Here is a 23,683-nt window from a genome sequence, read left to right as displayed (position 1 = left end):
CGGGGGTTCCTTGGGGACACGTCGCGTTCGCTTCTTTCCATCTTAGGTCTGCCTGCGGTGGGCACAAGCGAAATGCAGGTGCGTTGTTTCCATCGAAGCACGTTTCTACAATCACTTGGCAAGGCTGCGGGTTTTCGTTTGCCGGAACCAAACCTTTTCCCCTGCGTAACTTACAATTACCGGGCTAAACGATATCAATGTCCCCTCGCCCCTGCGGGGAGAGGGTTAGGGTGAGAGGGCGAAGTTGGTACCAGCTTCATCAACCCTCACCCTAGCCCTCTCCCTTTGGAAGGGAGAGGGGACCGGATATTGGCCGATAAGACCAACAGCGTCACTCATTCACCATCGACGATTCTCATCTGAGACAAGGCGTCTATTGTGGGCAAAACCAGAAACCTGGGCGAAGTTCTTCAAGAGTTCAAACAACAACGCATCGTCATGCAGCAGGAACTGCAGAAGGTGATCGTCGGTCAGGACGAAGTCATCGAACAATTGTTCGCGGCCATTTTTACGCGTGGGCACTGTTTACTGGAAGGGGTGCCTGGTCTGGCGAAGACGCTGATGGTGAGCACGCTGGCCAAAGTGCTCGACATGCAGTTCAAGCGAATTCAGTTCACGCCTGACCTGATGCCTTCCGACATCACTGGCACCAACGTGCTGGAAGAAGACGAAGATGGCCGCCGCAACTTCCGTTTCGTCGAAGGGCCAGTCTTCACCAACATTCTGCTGGCGGACGAAATCAACCGTACACCACCCAAGACGCAGGCCTCGCTGCTGCAGGCGATGCAGGAACGCGAAGTGACCGTTGGCCGCGAAACGATGGACCTGCCGGAGCCCTTCTTCACCATCGCCACGCAAAACCCGATCGAGCAGGAAGGAACCTACCCACTGCCGGAAGCCCAGCTCGACCGGTTCATGTTCAACATCATCATCGATTACCCTTCGCTCGACGAGGAAGAAAAGATCCTCATGGCCACCACGCGGCAAGAGCGCGTCGAAGTCCGCAAGGTGTTCAGCAGCCGGGCGATCCTCAACATTCAAAAGCTGGTCCAGTCGGTCGCCGTCAGCGAGTACGTCATCAAGTACGTCGCTCGGCTCGTGCGTGCGACGCGTCCTCGCGATGCCGAAACTCCTGCGTTCATCAAGGAACTGGTCGACTGGGGTGCCGGTCCGCGTGCCGGCCAGAACCTGATTAACGGCGGCAAGGCGATCGCCGCCATGGAAGGTCGCTTCTCGGTCGCGATTGAAGACGTGAAGAAGATCGCCATCCCCGTGCTGCGGCATCGTATCGGCACGAACTTCCAAGCCCAAGCCGAAGGGATGACCAACGTCGACATCATCGAAAAGCTGCTCGAAGAAGTTCCGGAACCCAAGATCGAAAAGTTTGAACGTTGACCACAGCCGAAAGTTATCTGAAGCCTGAGGTGATCCGCCAGATCTCGCGGTTAGACCTGCGCGCTCAGTTCGTGGTCAAAGGGTTTCTGCAAGGTTTGCATGCCAGCCCCTACCATGGGTTCTCGGTCGAGTTCAGCGAGCACCGCCGCTACGAACAGGGAGACGACCCGAAGGACATCGACTGGCTGGTCTACGCCAAGACCGACCGCTATTACATCAAAAAGTTTGAAGCGGAAACGAACATCACCGGCTACCTGGCAATGGATCTGAGCCGTTCGATGGCGTACACCTATCGCCAGGAGATGACCAAGTTCGACTACGCGATCAGCCTGGCCGCCGCGCTGTGTTACTTGATGGTCCACCAGCAAGATCCGGTCGGCCTGGTAACGTTTGATACCAAGATCCGCGCCAGCCTTCCGCCGAAGTCGAAGCGAAAACAATTGGGAGACGTCCTTTCGCTGCTGGCCAACTTGAAGCCGACCGGCGAGACCGATATCGCGCACAGCCTTTCGCAACTGGCCGCCATGCTCAAGCACCGCAGCGTGGTGATGATCTTTTCCGATTTACTCGCCGATCCGGACGAAGTGATGCGGGCCATCTACCAGCTGCGTCATCGCAATCACGACGTCATCTTGTTTCACGTTCTCGATGAAGCGGAAGTCACCTTTCCGTTTGACGGGATGGTCGAACTGGAAGACCCGGAAACGAAAGAGCGGATGAAGGTCGACGCCAGCAACTACCGCAAAGACTACCAGAAAGAGATTGCGGCCTTTCGCGACAAGTATCGCCAAGATTGTTTTCAGGCCGGGGTCGACTACGTGGAACTCGACACGAGCATGCAGTTCGACAAGGCCCTGACCGAGTACCTCATCAGCCGCCAATCAAGGTTTTGATTCATGCAGTTCGCCAACGTCGGCCTGCTGCTGGGAGGCCTGCTCGTGGCCGTGCCCATCATCTTGCACTTGGTGATGCGGCAGCAGCCGAAACAACTGGAATTCCCTGCCCTGCGTTTCGTCCGACAACGCAGCGTCCAAAATACGCGCCGTCTGCAACTGAAGCACTGGGTACTCTTGGCCCTGCGGTGCCTGGCCGTGCTGGCGTTGGTGATCGCCCTGGCCCGCCCTGGGGTTGCCTCGGCAGCGCTGGGCCGCTGGGTGCTTTCCGGCTCGCTCGGTGTGATTCTACTGATTGGCGTCTTCGTCACCCTGGCCGCCTGGCTGGCCGGCAGTAGCCGCACGCTGGCCTATATCCTGACCGGCATTACGGCGCTTATTGGCGTTAGTGCATTGGTCTCGGCGCTGATGGCGATGTCCAGCAGTTCCGGGCCGATCGTAGGCGAACAGGAAGCACCCGTCGCCGCCGTGATCATCTGCGATACATCACCGCGAATGCTCTACCGCCATCAGAATCAAACGCGACTGGAGAAAGCTCAAGAGCTGGGGATGTGGCTCACCTCGCAGCTGCCGGAAGACAGCCAGATGGCCGTGCTCGATCAGCGTACCCAATCGACGATCTTCGCCCCTGACCGGGGAGCCGCCCGTCAGGCACTGCAGCGACTGGAAATCGCCGTCGGCGGACAATCGCTGATCGAGTTGACGCAGAACGCGCTCGAGATGCTCCAAAGCAATGAACTGGCCCGCAAAGAGATCTATATCCTTACCGACCTGGCCGCCCCGGCCTGGGATGCCAATCAGGCCCAGCGATTGAAAGCGGCACTTGCCGAGCAGCCCGACATTCCACTCTATATCGTCGACGTCGGTGCCGACGACGTGCAGAACGTCGCGATCAGCGACCTGGTGCTTTCCGCCGAGAGCACGCCAGAGAACCACGACGTCACGCTGCAGGTCGAAGTCGTCTCCGATGGAAGCAGCCAGGTCGAGACGCTGGAAATGTTCGTGGAAGAAGTCGACGACAAGTTACCGATCGTCGAGAACGGCGAGCTGATCGTCCCTACGGCAACCCGTCGCAATCGTCAAACGATCGAGCTGGCCGACGACCAGCCGCGTAGCGTGAGCTTCCGACTGACCGGCCTGGAAGCTGGCACGCATCACGGCTGGATTCAGTTGGTCGGCGAGGATGGCCTGGGGGCCGATAACAAGCGTTGGTTTACGATCGAAGCGCGAACGCCGTGGTCAATGCTGGTCGTCAAATCGGACAAAGCGATCAGTGACCGCCTGGTCGATGCGCTCGCACCACCCAGTTACCGCGAGTCAGGCCGAGCAGCGTTTAAGATCGACGTCATTTCGCAAAGCGAACTGACGCCAGCCAAAATGGAAGAGTATCAAGCGATTGCCCTGTTGGACCCGGCACCGATGCCTGACGCCACGTGGCAGGCTCTTTCCAGCTACGTGAGCCGGGGTGGAGGGCTGATGCTGCTGCTGGGTCGCGCGGCCGTCAAAGACGAATTCAACTCCGAGGCCCCGCAAAGCGTTCTGCCAGGGAAACTATCCAGGCAATGGCGAGCCGGCAATCGCGAGTGGTTTCTGGCCCCGACCGACTACCAGCACGCCGTCCTTTCTCCCTTCCGCGGAAGCGGCGCGTCGGTCCCTTGGCGAGACTACCCGATCGATCGCTTCTGGTCGTTCGATGACATGGACGAAGACGTCAACCCGATCGTCCTCTACAGCAACGCGGTACCCGCGTTGATCGAGCAGCGGATCGGGGATGGTCTTGTTTTGACGCTGACGACCTCGGTCTCAGACCCACGCGGCGACTCGTGGAACAAGCTGTTCACCGGGCTCGATACGTGGCCCTTTTTCGTGCTGTGGAATCAAATGGCCCGCTACGTCGTGCAAGGCGGCGACGATCACTTCAACTATACCGCCGGCGAAGTGGCAACTTTGAAAACGGAACCCGGCAACGAGACAGCAACCCACCTGCTATTCACCCCCAATGGCATTGATCCACAGGAAGTCGTTCCCGATTCCGGCACGATCACGATTCCCTTTACCAGCAGCCTGGGCACGTATCGCGTGCGTCCGTTGGGTGGCGGCAAGTCGATGGGCTTCAGCGTCAATCTGCCCCCCTATGCCACACGCATGGATAAGTTGACCGAAGCCGATTTGGATGAACTGTTCGGCCCTGGCCGCTACCGTTTAGCCCGCCAGCAGGAACAGATCGTCCGCGAACAAGGCAAGGCCCGCCTCGGCGTCCCGCTGTTCCCGTGGCTGATGCTGATCGTCGTGATCGTCTTCGGCCTGGAAAATGTTTTGGCCAATCGTTTTTACCGGCAAGCACCTAGCGAAACTTAACCCTTGAAGAGGAAGGAAGAATAACCACGGATTACACGGATGGCCATGGATAAGAGAGTTAGGACTGAATTGGCCGTAGGATGGCTATCGCCTCGGAAGGCGTAGCCATCCTCCAACATCTTTTTTATCCGTGTAATCCGTGGTTACATCCCTTCTTCCTCCAAAGCAAACCACATGTCGTACTGGTACCTGCAACCTTTGGGCGAGAGCTATCTCTTGGTGGGGATATTGGTCTTCGCGCTAGTTGCGCTGTTGGTACTGCGGCCTCAGTTTCAAGGGCTGACCCCCAAGCGGCACTGGATCCTTACCGGGCTTCGCTTCGCGGTGATCCTGCTGATTGCCTTGACGCTGCTTCGCCCGACGTGGGTTCGGACGATCAAAGAAACACAGAAATCGTTACTGGTGCTGATGTTCGACTCGAGCCGCAGCATGACGGTGCCTGACGCCGCTGACGGCATCCCGCGGTGGGAAGCTCAGAAACAAACACTCCAGCGGTTGGCCCCTGAACTCAGCGCTTTAGGGGATGACATCGACGTAGCGATCTACCAGTTCGACGAAAACGCCACGCGGCTGGAATCCATCAATGGGCAAGTTCAGTTGCCCCCTGGCCCCGACGGACGCTTCACCGACATCGGTACTTCCATCTCGCAGGTCATGCAGCAAAACATCGGCAAGAAGCTGGCCGGCGTCATCCTGCTTTCTGATGGTGCCCAACGGGTTTACTCGCCCCAGGTCGAAATGCAGCAGGCAGCACGCGACCTGGCACGACTGGAAACGCCCCTGCATACCGTCACCTATGGCAAGGCGATCGATCCCTCCCAGGCCCGCGACGTCGCCGTCGAAACGTTGGCCGACCACTACACCGTCTTCGTTAAGAACGAACTGGCGATCAAGACTTCGGTTCGCATTCAAGGAATGGCCAACCTGCCGGTACCGGTACAACTGATCCTGGAAGACGCCCAGGGCCAGAAGACGATCGTCGAGACGCAGGAGATCACCACGCCGAAGGTGCAGGAAACGGTCGACGTCATCTTCCGCTACACTCCGCAAACTTCAGGGCAGTTCAAACTGAGCATCGTGGTGCCCGACCAAGACGGCGAACTGGTCACCAAAAACAATGGGTTGAGCGCCTACCTGAATGTCCTGGAAGGTGGCCTCAAGCTGTTGTACCTGGAAGGGCGCACGGTCGACCGTCCGGAGCAAAAGTGGCTGCGACAGGTCGTCGCCGAGTCGGCCGACATGGAACTCGACTTCCGCTGGATCGATCGGCGACGGCGCGATCAATGGCCCGTGAATCTGACCGAAGAGATCGAGAAAGGAAAGTACGACGTCTTCATCATCGGCGACGTCGACTCGTCGGCGCTCAGCCCTGAAACGCTCGAACTACTGGCCAAGCAGGTTGAAGATGGCAAAGGCCTGATCATGCTCGGCGGGTTTCATTCCTTCGGGGCCGGCGGCTACCAGGCAACGATCTTTCAAAACGTGCTGCCTGTCGAAATGAGCCGCTTCGACCGGCAGGACTTCGATGCCCCGATCCGCACCGACATGCACGTGCCAGGGCCGATCACGATCGTCGCCACCGAGAACCACTTCCTCTCTTCGCTTGGCACCGATAGCGAGGGGGTGCCAGCGTTTACCTCGGTACCGGCACTTTCCGGGGCGAACAAAGTCACCGGTCCGACGCGGCGCGGGATGACGATTCTTGAATCGCAAAGTGGTCAGCCCCTTTTGGTGGCTGGCGAATATGGTCTCGGCAGGACGCTGGCCTTCACCGCCGATAGCACCTGGCGGTGGGTCATGGCCGGCAAGAGTGACATCCACAAGCGTTTCTGGCGGCAAATCATTTTGTGGCTGGCCAAGAAGGATGGAATCGAAACTCGCGACGTCTGGGTGCAACTGGGGCAGCGGCGTTATGTGCCTGGGGCACCCATCCAGTTCACCGCCGGTGCCAACTCGCAGAGTGGTGATCCCCTGCGCGGCGTGACGTTCGAATCGACGCTGATCGCCCCGGACGGGAGTCGCACGCTCTTGCGGACGCTTCCTGGCGATGGCGTCATCGAAGGGAGCCTCGACGCTGGCCAGGCGGTGGGAGACTACACCATTGAAGTGGTCGCCAAGCAAAACGATGCCGCCGTCGGCACGGGCCTGGGACGTTTCTTTGTCTACGACCAGGATCTGGAACTGAGCGACCCATCGGCCCGGCCATCACAGTTGGCGGCACTATCGGCGATCACCCAAGAGGTCGGCGGGCGAACCTGGACACCGGAAGAACTGCCGCAGTTGCTCGATCAAATCAAGAACCGTCCGCCGGAAACGGAAGTCGAGGTACAAACCAAATGGACGTGGCCAGAGTCGTCACGCGATAGCTGGATCAATCTGCTGCTGATCATCGGTCTGCTCGGCTGGGAGTGGTATCTCAGAAAACGATGGAGCATGGTCTGACGCACGGTTATATTAAGACCTCCCATCTACTTTTTTGCTACCAGGAGGCAAGACCGTGTCAGACGACTGGAACGCATATCTCACGCAGATTGAAGACTCGATTGCTTCAGTTCTTTTGGACATGGGCATCGTCTCGGATGCACCTGATCCGCAGCGAACGTGGCTCGTCCGGGTATTCATTCCGCTTCAGGATCCCGATCCGTACGGGATGACCACCAACGAAGAGTTCACGGCGATTCAACCGTTGGAAGAGGGGATCGTCGATGCGATCGAACAAGGTCTCGGCGCCGTGCATGTCGGCTGCCTGACGCACGACGGACGCCGTGAGGTTGCTTTCTACAGCCCGACCTTCGAAGGAGTCGACGTGGCATTGGCTCCAGTCATGCAAAAGCATGCCACCTATCAGCTGAGAAGCAGTTACCAGGAGGATGCCGATTGGGGTTTCTACTTTGAGATCTTGTACCCATCGGAGTACGAATATCAATCGATGCAAAACAGTTCCGTCCTGCATAACCTGATCGAAGCGGGCGACTCGCTCGAGCAGGAACGTCCTGTGTCGCATTGGGCTTATTTTCCCAGTGAACAGGCACGAGCCCAATTCATCGCCTCCGTTCAGGAAAAGGGCTTTCAGATCGAACAAGAGATCCAGAGTGATGAACAGGAACAATCCAACCCATTCGGCGTGCAACTCGAGCGAGTTGACCATGTCGACCAGGCCTCGATCGACCAGGTCACCATCGAACTCTTAGAACTGGCCCATTCGCTGGAAGGCAGCTACGACGGCTGGGAAACGATGGTCATTACCGACGAGTAAGAGAAAGGCAAATACCGCGGCGGACTGCTCTGCGACAAGCAGTCCGCTCACGGCTTCTGCTGGAGAGAGCGGGGAGCGATGCGAACATCGCTTGGACCTTGGGGCGAGTTGATCTTAAAACTCGCCGGTCTTCAGTTGAAACATCAAGTTATTGGAACCGTCCGCGGAAATCTTGGCGCTCAAGGTCCCTTTCTTTTCGTACACTTTGGGCACGAACGCTTTCGGTGCCGGGATCCCTTCACCGCGCTGCACACCGTCGATGATCGCCCCGGCGCCTGGCTGCTGCGAAACCACCATCACGTAATAGTCGCCTGGAGCGATTCGGCCGCTGGGAATGGTGAACGAGCCTCCGTTGACCTCGGCCGTAACTTCCTTCGCCTCGGGGTTTCCCTTCGGCTTGAACTTGATGATCGCCCCGTTGAGCGGACGTCCATCCAGCATCACGCGTCCGGTGATCTCGCCGGCGGAACCGCCACAACCGGAACACAGCATCAGCGCCAAAGCCATCCCCAACGCCAACATCACACTCGCTTCCACCGGGTTCCGCGTCATCAGTTGCAATCCTCGATCGATCATGGCTGAGCTACCTCGTTCACGGCCAGGTGCCGCAACGTGAGAATCGATTTTAGGACTGAAATGACACTGCGAGGACCAAGCGCACCACGCCTTAACGGGAAGTTAAAACTCGTAGTCAGCCAGCTTCGAATTCCAGTCATTAACCCCCTCGATCTACTAAATCATTGCCACTTGAAATGGGTATTAAGTAAGCTGGCTAGCCCCGCCGCTGGCACCTAAAGGGCGCGAATCAATCGGAATGGAACGTTTTCGCCTCTCATGGTTGATACCGAGTATCAATATCGCTATAACCTAACAGAGCGTTAGCCAGTGTCAACGACATCAGCGAATTTTCCCCGATACCCTCCCCTGACACGTATGTCTCGAAAAGCTTTCGCATGAATACCTCGGACCAAGATCAAAAGACACCGACCAGCGATCCTGCCCCCCTGTTGAAACGCACCATCCAATCCGAAGAGATCATGGCCGGTGAGAAAGAAGTTTGGATCCAGCACGGCGATGCGATTTATCGCTTGTGCGAAACCAAGTCCGGAAAGCTCATTCTCCAAAAGTAGAACCAGCCGGGGCGAAAGGACGTTCGCGCTGCACGCGAAGACGTTGCCGGTAATACTGCAAGCCCGGGATGAAGAAGCTGGCGGCCGATACGATGCCAAAAATGATGTGCGCAACGCCTGGATACAAAGCCATTGGTACGCTGCACGCGAACAGGGCCAACGCCTGAAAGTAAAACCACCCGGTCAGAATGCCTCCCTTGATGAGGAAGACCATTCCCGAAATGACCGCCAACAGCGGCGACAGTTCCAGCGGCTTGAGCCCTAACAGCCATTCGATCGGAAAGAGACACGCCACCCCGATCATGCCTGCGCCCCACACGTGCGCGATCTGACGTTCCACGAACGTGACTGGCCCCATGCGTCTTCGCAGGTACCAGAAGCAGGCAGCCCAGATTCCGGAGATGACCGTCCAGATGGCAATGTAGTGCCAGCGATGACCGTCATTGTTCCACTGCAGCATCTGGGTCGCCACGCAGCAGACGAAAAGCACCAGGCTGTGCCACATCCACAACAGACCCCAGTTCTCAAGAACCTGGGCGTTGTGCGTCTCGCGAAACATTCGGGAAACGACCTGAAAGAACTGACCACTGCGGGCCGAGATCGCCTCATCGTTCAAGTAAGCCTCGAAGTCGTCGCAAAGCATCTGCGCGTTGGGATAACGCAGGTCCATCGGCTTTTGCAAACAACGGAGCGTGATCATCTCTAAATCGCGGTCGACCTTCGGGTTTACCTCATGCGGCATCGGAGGGTCTTGCTCGAGCACCTTCAGCAGCACATCGACCGGCGTTCTTCCCTGGAAAGGAGGCTGCCCTGTGATCATGGCGAACAGGATCGTGCCCAGGCCATAAACGTCGCTGGTAACGCCAACCGCCCCGCGATCGCCGCTGGCCTGTTCCGGGGCCATGAACGCCGGCGTACCGATGATCGCCCCGCTCCGTGTGATGCTGTCGACATCGCTGGTGACCTGCTTGGCCAGGCCAAAGTCGGTCACCACCGGGCTGCCATTCTTATCGATCAAGATGTTCGAAGGCTTCAGATCACGGTGCAAAATGCCGTGCTGATGGGCTTCGTGGACGGCGCTGGAAATGATCCGCATCATGCGCGCGGCTTCCTTCGCCGGCATCGGACCGCGGGCCAGACGCTGCGAAAGCGTTTCTCCTTCGATGTACTTCATGCTGAAGTAATATCGCCCGTCGCGCTGCCCCACTTCGTACACCGGGACAATTCCAGGGTGGCTGAGTCGTGCGGCCGACTCGGCTTCAGACAGAAAGCGACTCAGTTCGTCCTCCGAGGCGAGCTGCGCCTTGAGGATCATCTTCACGGCCACGATGCGGTTGAGACTCACCTGTCGGGCTCGGTAAACGACCCCCATCCCACCGCGACCGATTTCCTCGATCAGTTCGTAGTCGCCAAAACGTAGCGGCAGTTTTAGCTGCGAGAGCTTCTCGGGGATCGGTTCTTCGCCGGAGCCGGGGCTGGTGATCGAAACGTTGAGCGCGACCGCGTCGGCCAGCATGACCGCGCCCCAGACTTCTTTCAGATCCTCGGCCAGGTGGGGATATTTCTGGGTGACCTGTTCCAAGTCGACGGCTTCGCCACGCTGCACGCGCTGGGTCAAATCATCGAGCAGTTCGGCCAGCTGTTCGTCGATTTGATCCCGGTCGGTGGCCATGCTTGTGCGTTGACTTCAAGAAGAATTATTCGTCGACGGCGGTCGGCCCCAATAAAGCTCGCAGGCGACGAATGGCCCGCAGGTAACGCATGCTGGCCGCGGCCGGAGTCAAGTCGAGGGCGGCGGCCACGTCCTGATTGGAGAGCTGCTCGAAGTGCCGCATGATGACGACTTCGCGATCCTGATCGTCCAGCTGTTCGATCGCGTCTTGGAAGCGGATGTGCAGTTCCTGCATGGTGGCCGCAGCCCCTGGCGTTGTGTTTTGATCGCACAACTGGGCAGCCAGATCGACCGACGACTGATCCATATTGAATCCGACGTTCATATTTTGTTCGCGGTCGACACTTCGTTTTCCGCTGACCCGGTGACGGCGGTGGGCATCGATAATTCGATCCTTGGCCATGTGCCGCAGCCACAAATGAAATGGCATTTTCGGGTTTTCAAGATAATCGGCCAGTCGACGATTGGCATCGACCAACACCTCTTGGACAATGTCACTGGCGTCAACGCGCTGCTGGATACGCTTATCCAGGCGCATTTCGATCATTCGTCGCAGCGAATCGCGATGGCGCTGCAGCAAGGCATCTCGCGCGGAAGCATCCCCGTCTCGGGCACCTTGAAGCAGCTGCTGTGTTTTGTCAGTTTCGGGCCACATATGTTTATTATTTTGAGCTAGGGGGGCCCCCAGCAAGCCACCAGACTAGAATTCCGGGAGATCCATACCGACATTAACCCATAAAACCGGTCAATCTGGTGTTAAATCGCAACCATTCTGTTAAAAAATCGGTGCCCAGCCTGAATCGTTTTGGCCGGCCATCTCGTCTATCTATGCGTAAGGGCCCATTGTGGAGCATTCGCGTCGCGCAAGCAGTACCCCCCCTGCGGAAAACCGTGGGGATACGCTGGAGACCCATTTTTCGGGTCTTCACGGAGAACTATTGGGCACGCTGTACCACCTTTTGGGCAACATGGACGACGCCCACGATGCCCTCCAAGAGACCTTTATCAAGTGTTGGCGAAACCGAGAGCAATTACCCGAAATAGAGAATGTCAGGGCGTGGATTTTCCGCATTGCCGTGAATACGGGTCGCGACATGCGGATGACAGCCTGGCGACGCAAACGCCAAGCGCTGGGTGACCAGCAGCAGGACGTCCCCAGCAAAGAAGCGACTCCGGAGCACTACGCCCACAGGTCCGAGCAAATGGAACGTTTACGGATTGCCGTATCAGAGCTCCGGGACGAAGAACGGGAGGTCTTCCTGCTTCGTCAGAACGGAGACCTTACGTACGAAGCAATCGCCGATGCGCTATCCATTCCGCTAGGAACCGTCAAGACGCGCATGCGAATGGCCCTTTCGCACTTGCGAGAACACCTGGCCCCCCAAGAGTCACCACGAAAGAATCCTTTGTAAGTTAACGATTGTGCGAGTAGCCTAGGTGGCGAGTCGCACCCAGCAGAATCTCACAGAGCAATGGACGATCGCGAACGAATCCAGCAGCAGATGCTGGAACTGATTTACGGCTTACTCTCGGACGAAGAGTCCGCGGAGCTGGTCGATCGTATCAGTTCCGACGGACAGCTGGCGCGCGAATACGCCGAGCTTAAAGAGCAGACCGAACTGCTGGCCGAGGTGACCAAGGCCGACACGCAGCCTCCCAACTACGACCAGTGGAAGCGCGAGGCGGAAGACGATCGCCCCACGCCGCGCACCCCAGCGGCAACGTGGGCTTCGCGAACGTTACAGGTCGTTGCGGCCCTGGCAGCCTGTTTACTCATTGCCGCGCTCGCTTACCCAATGCTGAGCATCGACCAGCAAGACCAAACGCTCGCCCTGGCAAAGCAGAAAGAAAGCCTTGCGAGTCACTTCCTGAGTGTCTCGGTCACCGGCCCTTCCTTGATGGCGGCCGAAGTTCGCAATGACTTCTTCGTCTCGATCGAAAACGCCGAAGCGCAACCGGTCGACGCCGAAGTTGAATACACCTTCAAGAACCCCGAGGGGGCGACGGTTTACTACGGCCTGACCAAGGCCACCAACGGACAGGTCACTTGTCAAATTCCGGCCGACGAAGTCTCGTACGCCACGAAGCTGGAAGTCGTTGCTCGGTATGAACAGGCCAAGAGCAAACTTGACGTCGACGTGAAGGCCGCTCCCCCCAAGCCCATCGCCGTTCTGCAAACCGACCGCCCAGTCGCCGAGCCAGGCGAGACCGTCAACATCCGCGCGGTGGTTCTCGATCCGCAAACTAACCGTGATCAATCCGCGAACGTCGCTTTCTTTTACCGCGTTCCCAACCAGCGTGGACTCAACCGGATTGTCAATGCCGAACGCTCGACGCTCAAGGGGGTCGCTCAAGGACAACTACAAGTTCCCCAGTCGAATGACTTTGACAATGTCGATCTTGTCGTGCAAAGCCCCGAGCTGCAAAACAACTTTCAGCAGCGGGCGCTGCCGGTAGTCGAATCCCGGGCAAAAGCGACCGAAGAACTCGCCCGACTCGGCGAACGTTCTTATGGCGGCGCGTATGCAAACAACGCTACCGATGCCTATGCCGGCGGGGCCCCGTCGCAGATTGCCGCCAAGCCGGAAGGAGGCAACCTGGTCGCTGGCGTGTCGAACCGTGTGCGCTACATGGCGACGCGGGATCAAGCCCAAACCACGCGTGCCCAGATGCAGGTTCGCGGTGCGGATGCCAAGCAGGTCGCCGGGAACGACAAACTGAATCAAGACTACGGTTATTTCGAGTTCGTCCCGCAGCCCATGCAGGACTACACTGTTGAAGTAGTCGAGGAAAACCAACAACCGCTCGAAGAACAAATCGCCCAGGCCCAAGCCTTGCCGGCGGCATTACAGATTAACAACGGCGTCGCCCCGGCCGACCAACCGCTGGACGTCGAAGTCCGCGTGGCTCAGCCGAACAACACACTCGCGCTGGTCGCAACGGACGGCTACAACACGATCGGGCACAACTTGTGGGACGTCGGCGTCAACGCGCCGATCACCCAGCCGGTACAACTCGATCTGCCAGTGGAAGCCAGTGGTGCCCAGCGGGTACAGCTCTTCAGCATGCCCTCGCAAGAGGAAGAAGATTCCGCTGCCGAGCCGCAATTGATCGCCGAGCGCATCATCTACCGCATTCCCGTGCAGCGGTATGACATCGATGTCGATGGTCTGCCGGCCCAAGCCGATCCGGGGCAAAGCCTGGACTTGCTGGTCACCGTGACCGACGAATACAACAGCCCCGCTCAGGCTACCCTCGGCGTGCAAATGGAACGCATGTCCGACGTGCTCCCCCAATCGCAGCAACCGCTCGGCCTCGAGGGAGAATGGCTCTTCAATCGCCGCGTGCAAATTCCAGCTACCGCTGCAGGTCTGCCGGAAAACATCCGTGACCTGGAGAAAGACAGCGTCTGGTTCGACCAGGTCCTGGCCCTTTCCACCTGGAAGGAAGAGCCAGCCGCATCCACTTCCGATGACGCGGACATGATCGCAGTCGCTTCGAAAGACGCCCAGCGGGAAGCATCCTCACCGCAGGCCAAGCTGCCGGTCATGCGACGATCGAATAAGAAGGCCATTCAATCGCAGTATCAACAAGCACTCGCCATGATCCATGCCGAGTGGGAGTCACAGCTCGAAGGCATTCGCCAGACGTCCAGCTGGATGCTAACCGCCGCCGGCGCGATTCTGGTGGTCTGCTTGATTGGCTTAGCCGTCGTGCAAGGGCTGCCCAAGATCGGCGTCTGGGGACCAGGCTTATTGGTCGCTATGGGCGCGGTGCTATGGGGCATCATCTCCCTCAATCTGTCGCTCCCTGAGATCAGCCCTCCGTCGGCAAGCGGGCCTGAAATGGTCGCCTTGAATGAAGTCAGCGACAACATTTCAACCGAAAGTCAGCGTGAAAAGAAAGAAGGTGCTCAAGAGCTGGCGAAGAACCGCCTGGCCGACGGCGCGGCTGCCACCGAGGTCGACGATAACTCGGGCAATTGGTCGTTCGGTGGAGGCATGACCGACGAGATGCCCCAACTTCGGCCGGCCGTCGAATTGCAACGCAATGGGCAGCAGTCGGGGCAGAAAGCTCAGGTCGAACTGCGAACCGGCCCGGCTCGATTCGCCGACCAGCCAGACCCCAGTGCCGCCGGCATGGGCGGTAGCGGCGACGCCCCAGGCCTGGCCCCCATGTCGACCCCGGCAGGCGGCTCCGGGATGAGTCGTTTCGGCGCGGAATCTCGCAGGATGCGAACGGAGCCGAATACTCCGCCTCAACCGGAAGCCCCTTTCGACTCAGGCATGAACGAACCTCAATCCGATGTGGCGAACATCAAGCCGGCCGAAAGCATGATGGCTCTTTCGGCGGAAGCCGAGAAGCTTCTGCCGGAACCCATCTTGTGGAAGCCTCGCCTGACGACCAATCCGGACGGCCAGATCAATATTCCCGTGCAGTTGCCCCAGCAGCCTGGCCGCTATCGTCTGCTGATCGATGCCCACGGCTCGGGACGCTTGGGTACGGTGGTTCGGTACGTCGAAGTCCTTCCGCCGAACCTCGCATCCCCAACCCCCTCGCCTCTGAAGAAGGCGGTGAACTAGCCACTCGCTGGCTGTAACGATTCTGCGGATCTTACCGCCTGGCCGCGGGCCCGGAAGTCACATTTCCTGGGGGCTTGTTCGCTCGTACCCTCCTCGCGCCGGAGAATAGAGAAACTTTCTTCCGCTGCGTCAGGGTTGTGTATCCGTGGATCTACCTGTTTGGCAAATCCTATTGCTGGCCATCGTGCAGGGCATTGCCGAGTTCCTGCCGATCAGTTCGTCGGGCCACCTCGTGGTTCTGGCGACGCTGCTGGGTGCCGATGCCGAAAAGTTCGACCTGGTCGAACTCAACATCGTGCTGCACGCCGGAACGCTTGGCTCGATCCTGGTGGTCTATCGAAAACAACTCTTCGAGGCCCTCACCAAGGACTGGCGGATCTTGTTTCTACTGGCCGTCGCGACCATGCCGGCGGTAATCGCCGCGGTGGTTTTGAAGCTGACCGATGGAGATGCTCTGCTCGAATCCCCTTTGGTGGCCGGCGTTTGCCTGCTAGTGACCGGGGCGATCCTGCTGCTTTCGCAGCGACTGGCCCAGAGCGAGCAAACGTACGAAGCGACCTCGTGGTGGCAGGCATGGTGGATCGGCTGTGCCCAGGCCCTGGCCATTTTGCCTGGCATTTCCCGCAGTGGTTCGACCATCTGCAGCGGCCAGGCCCTGGGCCTCTCGCGCGAAGGCGCCGCGACGTTCTCTTTCCTGATGGCGGTACCGGCGATCCTGGGTGCGATCGTGTTGGAACTGGCCAAGTCCCTCTCGCATTCGTCCGAAACGGAAAACGGCCTACCGGCCTGGTTGCTACTATTGGGAGCGCTGGTTTCCTTCGCGGTGGGCTGGGCGTCGCTGGTCCTCTTGCTGCGGATGGTTCAACGGGGGCGGCTGCACTGGTTTGCGTGGTGGTGCTTCGCGGTCGGGTTGTTTGTCATCGTCTGGCAGACGACGATAGGATAGAGCTTCTCGTTCCTCCGCGCAGATAAGCCGATGCAACTGACCGAACTTCACCAGCAGCTACTCAGCCAAGACGCCAAGGCCGACGCCTATGCCGAAGGGATCGTGAGCGCGCTGCTAAAGGGAGCGTTGGCCCTGCGAGCCAGTGACGTCCACATTCAACCGACCCCCACCGGGCACCAGCTCAAGATTCGCATCGACGGCGTCCTGCAAACCCTGGGAGAAATCCCCCGCGGAGAGAAGACCGACACCGGCGCACGGCTGAAAATTCTTGCCGGCCTGTTGACGTACCGAACCGATATTCCTCAAGAGGGACGCGTCAGCGATCTGACGTTCGGACAGGAAGTCCGGGTCAGCACCTTTCCGGCACTGCATGGCGAACGGGTCGTGATTCGGATTCTGTGGCAGCAAGACGAACTGCATCAGCTGAGCGATCTCGGTTTGCCCAAACGCATTGCCGATGATCTTGCGGCGCTGCTCGAAGAGTCGTCCGGCATGATCCTTATCGCCGGGCCGGCTGGTAGTGGGAAGTCGACCACCGCCTATGCCTGCCTGCGGCATATCGCGGCCGAGCAGCATGGCGGACGCAGCATCGTCACGCTGGAAGATCCGATCGAGTCCGAAATCCCCGGCATCTCGCAGAGCCACATTCGCCCCAGCGCCGGCTTCGACTTCGCTACGGGGCTGCGGAGCTTGATGCGGCAAGATCCCGAAGTGATCCTCGTAGGCGAAATCCGCGACCCTGTGACGGTCGAAACGGCCATGCAGGCCAGTCTCACCGGGCAACTGGTCGTCAGCACGTTCCATAGTGGCAGTGCGGCGGAAGCGATCCGGCGACTGATCGACATGGGGATTCCCACCTACATGATTCAAAGCGGACTGCTGGGCGTGCTGCATCAGCGGCTGGTGCGAACGCTGTGCGCTTGCGCAGTCGCGTGCGAAGAGGAACAGCGGCTGGGCTTTGCAATCGAAGGGATGAAACAGCCCCAAGGGTGCGAGAAGTGCCGCGGCATCGGCTATCTCGGGCGAACGCTCCTGGCCGAATGGCTCGTACCTCACCAACACCGGTTGTCGAAGCTGTCGCTCGAGACGGCCACCAGCGCCGCGATCGAGGCCTGGGCGGTCGAAGCCGGCATGCCTACGCGGTGGGTCCAGGCCGAAGCGATGCTATCCAGCGGCACGACCAGCCCCGCTGAGATCCGCCGTGTGCTTGGTTTTCGCGATGATCCTTTCACCAAGTCGCTTACGTCTCGTTAGCGGAACGCGCACCCGATTCGCACTTCCCTAAACGGCTGACGTCGATTATCCTGCGGGCAATGGATGATCGTTGGCGAAAATTGGCTTCCGCCATACCTCCCACTCGCTTTTTTCCAGCCAGTGGACTCTGCGCCAGAAATCACTTTCTTTTTTGCCGATCTGTGGCAGAATGTGGCCCCATTTTCCGTGGGCCGACGCTTTTCAAGATAGAGCAAACCCCAACTGCCGCTGCGCACGTCAGCGGACAAGTTGCGACCGATACCCCATTGTGGGACGCACGTCCCGGTTCTGTTTTCCCTTTCCATGCGAGGAATTGCCCATGGCAAGAACAGTGGCCAAATGCGAGATCTGTCGAGAGTGGATCGATGCCGAACGGCTCGAAGCGGTCCCCGGCACGCGGTTGTGTCGAGAACACGCAGAGCAAATCAATCAATACGGAGGCGAATTCCTCACCGTCGCACGGGAAGACCGAACATCGAAGTCAGGCAGCTTGAAAATCAACATCGGCGGGGTCACCACCGAACGAGTCCCCAATCAGAAAGCCATGGATCAGCTGCGGGACGACTACGAAATGCAGCTCGACGATGATTAAACCAGGCAGAAGCGGCAGGCAAAGTTCCGCTCTGCCGGTTGCATCCTTTTGTTTAGCCAGCTTCTGGCGCCGGTTCCGCTGGCGCCTGCTTTTGCACGACCATCGTATCGATGATGCCGGCCCCGCACGCGTCGCCGTAGACGTTGACCGTCGTTCGCAAACGATCAAGGAACCAGTCGATCGCCAGGATCGTGCCGATGCCCGTCATCGGCAGTCCCACCGCCTGCAGTACGATCACCATCGTCACCAGGCCTGCTTCCGGGATGCCGGCGGCACCCACCGCGGCCAGGGATGCCGTCAGAAACACAATCACCAGGTCTGCCGTCGAGAGATCGATCCCCAGCGTCTGCGCAATGAAGATCACCGCCACCGCCTCATATAGCGCCGTACCGTCCATGTTGATGGTGGCACCCAGGGGCAAGACGAACGACGCGGCGCGATTCGAGACGCCGTTATTTTCTTCGACGCACTCCATCGTCACCGGCAGCGTGGCGGCACTACTGGCCGTGCTGACCGACGTGAGCAAAGCCCGCAAGAGGTTGAATGTGTAAGTCATCGGATTTCGCTTGCCGAGCACGCCGAGCAGCGTGGCCAGAATAGCGGAATGGATCAGCAGCCCAATGACCACCGTTGCCACGTACCAGCCAATCGCCTGAAGCTGTTCCAGAAAGCCGGCGGCACCGCCGTTCTTGGCGATGTTCGAACTGACGAGCCCGAAGATACCGATCGGCGCAAAGAGCATCACCAGGTGCACCATCTTCATCACCGCTTCGTTGCAGACGTTGAAGAAGCGGATGACCAGGGCCCCTTCCTCGCCCAGGGTGGTCAGCGCGCCGCCAAACACAATGGCAAAGACGATCAGCGCCAGCACGTTGGTATTGGTCGCGGCCAGGAACAAGTTCGAGGGGAACATCCCGCTGCCAGGGTCCCCTTCGCGGCCGCGAAAGACGTCGAGGAAGACCTCCATCGTGGTCTGACCTTCTTTCGCCTCGACACTCTCGGTGCGGTAGGCAAACGTGTCGTCGGCCGACATCCCTGGCTGAATGATGATGACCAGCACGATCCCGATGAAGACGGCGATCGCCCCGGTGCTGAAGTAGTAGACGATCGTCGAGAGACCAACGCGTCCCATCTTCCGAATATCACCTAGCGACGTGATCCCGCTGATCATGCTGGTGATCACCAGCGGAATGACCAGCAGCTTCAGTACCTGCAGAAACAGGTCGCCGCAGAACTCGCAGAAGATGTAAACCGACTGGGCGACACCCAATTTGCCGGCCTTCTTATCGGCCTCGACTTGTTCGACGGTCTTCTTTGTTTTGTCGATGCGGCCCTGAATCTTGGGCAGTTGGCCTTCCAGGCGATCGGCTTCCTTGTTCAGCCGCTGAGCTACCTGGGCATCGTTCGTCTCTTGGGCCTGCTGGCGGTATTTGGCGGCATCGGACTGCTTTTGCTCGATCGTCTTCTCAAGCCGGGCCAGTTCCTTCTCCGCCCCTTCTGAGGCCAACCACATCGAATAGCCGTAGAAAAGACCCAACAAAACGCCCAAAACGATACCCAACAGAATGAGTATCAGGCCACGCATGCTGTTGTCTGGCTTCGATGCGTCTGCGGTGTCGGTCATCGGGGTTCCTCGCTGGTGGTACTAAGTGTCCGCCTAAGATAACCGACCTCAGGCAGGAAAACCCAGCCGCTTCTCCAACAATTTCCGGCAAGATGTCTATTTCTACTGACGAAGCCCAAGTTTGGACCTCGATTTGCAGAGAATATTTCTATAGCCACTAATTGGCTTTTGTGAGTATACTTACCATAGACGCCTGATAACGATGCAGTATTTCACGCAGACCAATCAGGCAGGCATTCCGAGGAGTGGGATGGTCACATTTTGGCCAGGGAGATGAAGTGCGATGAAATTAGGAACTCTTTTAGTATCCGTCATAGGCCTCTGGTGCGTTCTCGGGGCTATTGTCCTCGGACCAGGCGTGCTGCTCTATCCCGTGGCCTGGGTTGCCGTCTTTGCCGTCTTGTACGGAGTCCACAAAATCGCAGAACCCCGGCAAAACAAGGCTCAATCAGCGCTCAGAAAGTCCGCCCAATCGTCCGGCGATCTCTCGCACGCAGATCTTTCCCGCGATCAAAATGCGGCATTGATCCGATAATCGCACGGCCAGTCACGCAGGTCTCGCAATCGGGCTAGACCTGCGATGCCGAGCATTCTTCTTGTAATCTTCTTGCGATAACAATCACGCGATTGCCTACGCCTGAGGCATCTTCGTGCCCATAAAGGCAGCTTTACCGGGTCATTCCTCCCCTTAGATCGCACCCCATTTCATCCACGCTGGTAACCCCTTATGCCGCTTGTGCATCGAATTAAGGGGCCGTATAATCGCCTTCACCTGGGAAGCCTTCACGATTTCCGTGAATTTTATTTGGCGCCTCTCAGGAAAACATCTGGGCACGGACGTCTGGCCCGCTTGGGCACGCTCAGGATGCGTGCTATAACGCCGAGAACACACCCCGATCGGCATCGTCCCTGTCAGGGACCAGAGATACCAATACACACGACGGCGAACCGCTCGCCGCCCAACGATTTACCCCCTCAGGAGATTACGTACCGTGGCAGTAAAGGTTGCAATTAACGGTTTTGGACGTATCGGTCGACTTACCTTCCGCAACATGATCGCTCGTCCTGAGGAGTTCGAGGTTGTGGCGATTAACGACCTGACCGACAACGAAATGCTCGCGACGCTGCTGAAGTATGACAGCACGCACCGTCGCTTCCCTGGCACCGTCGAGTTCGACAACGAAGGCCTGACGGTCAACGGCAAGAAGATCAAGGTTCTCGAAGAACGTAACCCAGCCAATCTCCCTTGGGGCGATCTGGGCGTCGACGTCGTCATCGAATCGACCGGCGTTTTCACCGGCAAGAAGAACGGCGAAAAGCCCGGTTACGACTCGCACCTGGACGCTGGCGCCCGTAAGGTCGTCCTCTCTGCCCCAGCCAAGGACGAACCCGATCTGACGTGCGTTCTCGGCGTGAACGACGACAAGCTGACCGCCGACATGACCACCGTTTCCAACGCCAGCTGCACGACCAACTGCCTGGCTCCGGTTGCCAAGGTCTTGAACGATTCGTTTGGTATCGAAAGTGGTTTGATGACCACGATCCACGCGTACACGAACGATCAGAACGTGCTGGACCTGCCGCACAAAGATCCTTACCGTGCTCGTGCCGCTGCCCAGAACATCATCCCAACCTCGACCGGTGCTGCCAAAGCCGTTGCTCTGGCCATTCCAGAACTCAAGGGCAAGCTGACTGGTATCGCCATGCGTGTTCCGGTTCCCACCGGTAGCGTCGTCGACCTGACCGCCAACCTGAGCAAGTCGGCCAGCGTCGAAGAAATCAACGCCGCCATGAAGGCTGCCGCCGAAGGCCCGATGAAGGGTATCCTGGCTTACACCGAAGATCCGATCGTTTCGTCCGACATCATCGGCGATCCACACAGCTCGATCTTCGCGGCTCCGTTCACCGCCGTGATCGCCGACAAGCTGGTCAAGGTCGTTTCGTGGTACGACAACGAAGCCGGTTACTCGGCTCGTGCCGCCGACCTGGTCAAGAAGCTGGGCACCATGTAATTCGCCTCCTTCTGGCGTCAAAACCATCAAAACCCTCGGATGTGAACGCATCCGAGGGTTTTTTCATGCGCGTTTGTTTATGGAGTAGAGTTCAATAGGCCGGAATGAGGGCAAAAATTGCCCGCTCGATTCGCTTTGACACAGATGGCCGAATGTCGGAACATTGGGGAAAGCATCTATCGACGCAACGCCCTCCCCAGTCGCTTGCAAAGCATTCCCCTAAACGACTACTGCTTAACACTGCCATGAAATCAATCGTTACCTATGGTGGCTTGTTTGGCCTGTTGGTCGGGCTCCTTGTATGTCCTGCCCGCGGCCAAGCTGCCGATGCCCAGGCCCCGAAGCTTCCTAAAGTCGCCGGACAGGACACGCCCGCGTTCGTGACTTCCGAGTTCATCTTCCCGACTGAAGATCGGCCGACCAAGAACTCCCACGCGTCGACCATCGTCGAAACCTCCGAGGGGCTGGTCGCTGCCTGGTTTGGCGGAACGCATGAAAAGAACCCGGACGTGGGCATCTGGCTTTCACGCAACACCGGCAACGGCTGGTCCACTCCCATCGAAGTCGCCAACGGCGTCCAGGACGAAGAACTCCGCCACCCAACCTGGAACCCAGTGCTGTTTCAACCGAAAGAAGGGCCGCTAATGCTCTTCTACAAGGTTGGCCCCAGCCCAAGTAGCTGGTGGGGCATGCTGACCACATCAACCGACAACGGCATCACCTGGACCGAGCCCACTCGCTTGGGCGAGAACGAAGCCATCGGCAACCTCCTGGGCCCCGTGAAGAACAAGCCAATTCAACGAGAGGATGGAACCATTGTTTGTCCCTCCAGCACCGAACACAAAGGATGGCGGGTTCACTTCGAGGTCACCAAAGACCTGGGCAAGACTTGGGAAGTGATCGGTCCGATCAATGATGCCAAGCTGTTCAATGCCATCCAGCCCAGCATTCTTTCGTACGGCGACGGCAAGATGCAGATCCTCTGCCGCACGCGTGAGAACCAGGTTGCTTCGGCCTGGTCGGAAGATGGTGGCAAGACCTGGAGCGCCTTGAGCGGGACCGAACTCCCCAACCCCAATTCCGGGACCGACGCGGTGAGCCTTGCCGATGGCACGCAGCTATTGGTCTATAACCACACCATTCGCGAGTCCGACTTTCCGGCGGGCCGTAACATGCTGAACGTGGCGATCTCGAAGGATGGCAATGCCTGGCATCCGGTGTTGACCCTCGAGCGGCAACCAGGCGAATACTCGTACCCGGCCGTCATTCAGACTTCCGACGGAAAAGTGCATATTGTCTATACGTACCGCCGGGAAACGATCAAACACGTAGTCGTCGATCCCGCAAAATTGAAGATTCCTGCACCGGCACCCGCAAAATAGTGGCAACGCGTGGTCCGGTCGGCCGTTAATTGCAATTGTCGACCGATACCACTCGGACTATCATTTGGACGTATGTTTAGCCCAGCTTCAATTCGATTTCGCACTGGGACGGTGGCCCTGGCCATCCTCAGCATGGTGTATTCCTACGGCGTTTGCCCGGGGGGATGCCTGGAGGAAAATCAGTGGTACGCCGCGCTGCATCATCTGGTCGAGCACGACCACGAGATGCCCAGTTGTGCCCACGAACATGATCCGACCGAGCACTGCAACTGCGACCTGAGTGCCGACACGCCGCTGTTGGTTTCTTCGCGAACGGTCGATGACGATGGCGCCCCGTTCATCGCCTGGCTGCCGATCCTCGACCTTCCCACTAGCACGTTCACCATCGTCGTCTCTGGCAACATCTTCCAAGTCGAGCATGGCGCAGGGCCTCCTACGACCACGCTGCGCGCTCAGTCTCAACTCTTTCGCTGCTAGCTTCCGGCAGCCAGTGTGCCCCTTCTGCGGGCACTTCCCCCAGGCATTGCATCGCCTCGGGTGCACCACGTATCCCTGGCATGGCCAGTGGTACCCCGTCACGCTGCCG

At 58.5% G+C, this 23,683-nt stretch carries 18 protein-coding genes; 14 read left to right on the top strand and 4 right to left on the bottom strand.

Annotated elements, in window-relative coordinates:
• Positions 1–438: 438 nt before the first annotated feature.
• The 5 genes from Pan97_RS01550 to Pan97_RS01530 all read left to right on the top strand — a co-directional run bounded on the left by Pan97_RS01550 (position 439) and on the right by Pan97_RS01530 (position 7,902).
• A complete protein-coding gene (locus tag Pan97_RS01550) occupies positions 439–1,395 on the top strand; it encodes an AAA family ATPase (protein WP_144978058.1) in 957 nt (318 codons plus the stop codon).
• Positions 1,392–2,288 (top strand): DUF58 domain-containing protein, encoded by an 897-nt coding sequence (locus Pan97_RS01545; RefSeq protein WP_144970106.1) that lies wholly within the window; start codon positions 1,392–1,394, stop codon positions 2,286–2,288. The genes Pan97_RS01550 and Pan97_RS01545 overlap by 4 nt, the downstream gene beginning before the upstream one ends.
• A 3-nt stretch (positions 2,289–2,291) precedes the next feature.
• Positions 2,292–4,646: a vWA domain-containing protein gene (locus Pan97_RS01540; protein WP_144970104.1), complete on the top strand. Its 2,355-nt coding sequence runs from the start codon at positions 2,292–2,294 to the stop codon at positions 4,644–4,646.
• A gap of 174 nt (positions 4,647–4,820) precedes the next feature.
• Positions 4,821–7,088 (top strand): glutamine amidotransferase, encoded by a 2,268-nt coding sequence (locus Pan97_RS01535; protein WP_144970102.1) that lies wholly within the window; start codon positions 4,821–4,823, stop codon positions 7,086–7,088.
• Between the two features lie 55 nt (positions 7,089–7,143).
• Entirely contained in the window at positions 7,144–7,902 is a 759-nt protein-coding gene (locus Pan97_RS01530) for a DUF695 domain-containing protein (RefSeq protein WP_165698556.1), read from the top strand.
• A gap of 114 nt (positions 7,903–8,016) precedes the next feature.
• On the opposite strand, the gene Pan97_RS01525 is transcribed toward Pan97_RS01530, so the two are convergent.
• Entirely contained in the window at positions 8,017–8,478 is a 462-nt protein-coding gene (locus Pan97_RS01525) for a hypothetical protein (protein WP_144970098.1), read from the bottom strand.
• Positions 8,479–8,855: 377 nt separating this feature from the next.
• On the opposite strand from Pan97_RS01525, the gene hemP reads away from it, so the two are divergent.
• Complete coding sequence (gene hemP / locus Pan97_RS01520) at positions 8,856–9,032, top strand: hemin uptake protein HemP (RefSeq protein ID WP_144970096.1); 177 nt, start codon at positions 8,856–8,858, stop codon at positions 9,030–9,032.
• Here the strand turns inward: hemP and Pan97_RS01515 are convergent.
• Together Pan97_RS01515 and Pan97_RS01510 are read right to left on the bottom strand one after the other, a co-directional pair.
• On the bottom strand, positions 9,016–10,704 hold the full coding sequence (locus Pan97_RS01515; protein WP_144970094.1) for a serine/threonine protein kinase: 1,689 nt from the start codon (positions 10,702–10,704) through the stop codon (positions 9,016–9,018). The two genes, hemP and Pan97_RS01515, sit on opposite strands and share 17 nt — an antisense overlap.
• A gap of 25 nt (positions 10,705–10,729) precedes the next feature.
• Positions 10,730–11,359, bottom strand: a complete 630-nt coding sequence (locus Pan97_RS01510) for a sigma-70 family RNA polymerase sigma factor (RefSeq protein ID WP_144970092.1) — start codon at positions 11,357–11,359, stop codon at positions 10,730–10,732.
• Positions 11,360–11,642: 283 nt separating this feature from the next.
• On the opposite strand from Pan97_RS01510, the gene Pan97_RS01505 reads away from it, so the two are divergent.
• The 5 genes from Pan97_RS01505 (at position 11,643) to Pan97_RS01485 (ending at position 18,079) form a co-directional block, all read left to right on the top strand.
• Positions 11,643–12,116 (top strand): RNA polymerase sigma factor, encoded by a 474-nt coding sequence (locus Pan97_RS01505; protein ID WP_196782242.1) that lies wholly within the window; start codon positions 11,643–11,645, stop codon positions 12,114–12,116.
• A 60-nt stretch (positions 12,117–12,176) separates the two neighbouring features.
• Positions 12,177–15,287: a hypothetical protein gene (locus tag Pan97_RS01500; protein ID WP_144970090.1), complete on the top strand. Its 3,111-nt coding sequence runs from the start codon at positions 12,177–12,179 to the stop codon at positions 15,285–15,287.
• Between the two features lie 145 nt (positions 15,288–15,432).
• Positions 15,433–16,233, top strand: coding sequence for an undecaprenyl-diphosphate phosphatase (locus Pan97_RS01495; protein WP_144970088.1), 801 nt, complete (start codon positions 15,433–15,435; stop codon positions 16,231–16,233).
• Between the two features lie 30 nt (positions 16,234–16,263).
• The gene (locus Pan97_RS01490; protein ID WP_144970086.1) at positions 16,264–17,487 is read left to right on the top strand and encodes a GspE/PulE family protein; all 1,224 of its coding nucleotides are present in this window, start codon (positions 16,264–16,266) and stop codon (positions 17,485–17,487) included.
• Between the two features lie 319 nt (positions 17,488–17,806).
• Positions 17,807–18,079: a TraR/DksA C4-type zinc finger protein gene (locus Pan97_RS01485; protein WP_144970084.1), complete on the top strand. Its 273-nt coding sequence runs from the start codon at positions 17,807–17,809 to the stop codon at positions 18,077–18,079.
• Between the two features lie 52 nt (positions 18,080–18,131).
• Here Pan97_RS01485 and Pan97_RS01480 read toward each other — a convergent pair whose 3' ends face one another.
• On the bottom strand, positions 18,132–19,703 hold the full coding sequence (locus Pan97_RS01480; protein WP_144970082.1) for a cation:dicarboxylate symporter family transporter: 1,572 nt from the start codon (positions 19,701–19,703) through the stop codon (positions 18,132–18,134).
• 992 nt (positions 19,704–20,695) lie between these two features.
• Between Pan97_RS01480 and gap the strand changes: the two genes are divergently transcribed.
• From gap to Pan97_RS01465, 3 genes are all read left to right on the top strand, one after another.
• Positions 20,696–21,715: a type I glyceraldehyde-3-phosphate dehydrogenase gene (gap, locus tag Pan97_RS01475; protein WP_144970080.1), complete on the top strand. Its 1,020-nt coding sequence runs from the start codon at positions 20,696–20,698 to the stop codon at positions 21,713–21,715.
• Positions 21,716–21,960: 245 nt separating this feature from the next.
• A complete protein-coding gene (locus Pan97_RS01470; RefSeq protein WP_144970078.1) occupies positions 21,961–23,097 on the top strand; it encodes a sialidase family protein in 1,137 nt (378 codons plus the stop codon).
• A gap of 72 nt (positions 23,098–23,169) precedes the next feature.
• Positions 23,170–23,574: a hypothetical protein gene (locus Pan97_RS01465; RefSeq protein ID WP_144970076.1), complete on the top strand. Its 405-nt coding sequence runs from the start codon at positions 23,170–23,172 to the stop codon at positions 23,572–23,574.
• Positions 23,575–23,683 lie beyond the last annotated feature (109 nt).

This window comes from Bremerella volcania (assembly GCF_007748115.1).
In the GTDB taxonomy this organism is placed as follows: domain Bacteria; phylum Planctomycetota; class Planctomycetia; order Pirellulales; family Pirellulaceae; genus Bremerella; species Bremerella volcania.
This window is presented reverse-complemented; position numbering and strand designations above follow the sequence as displayed.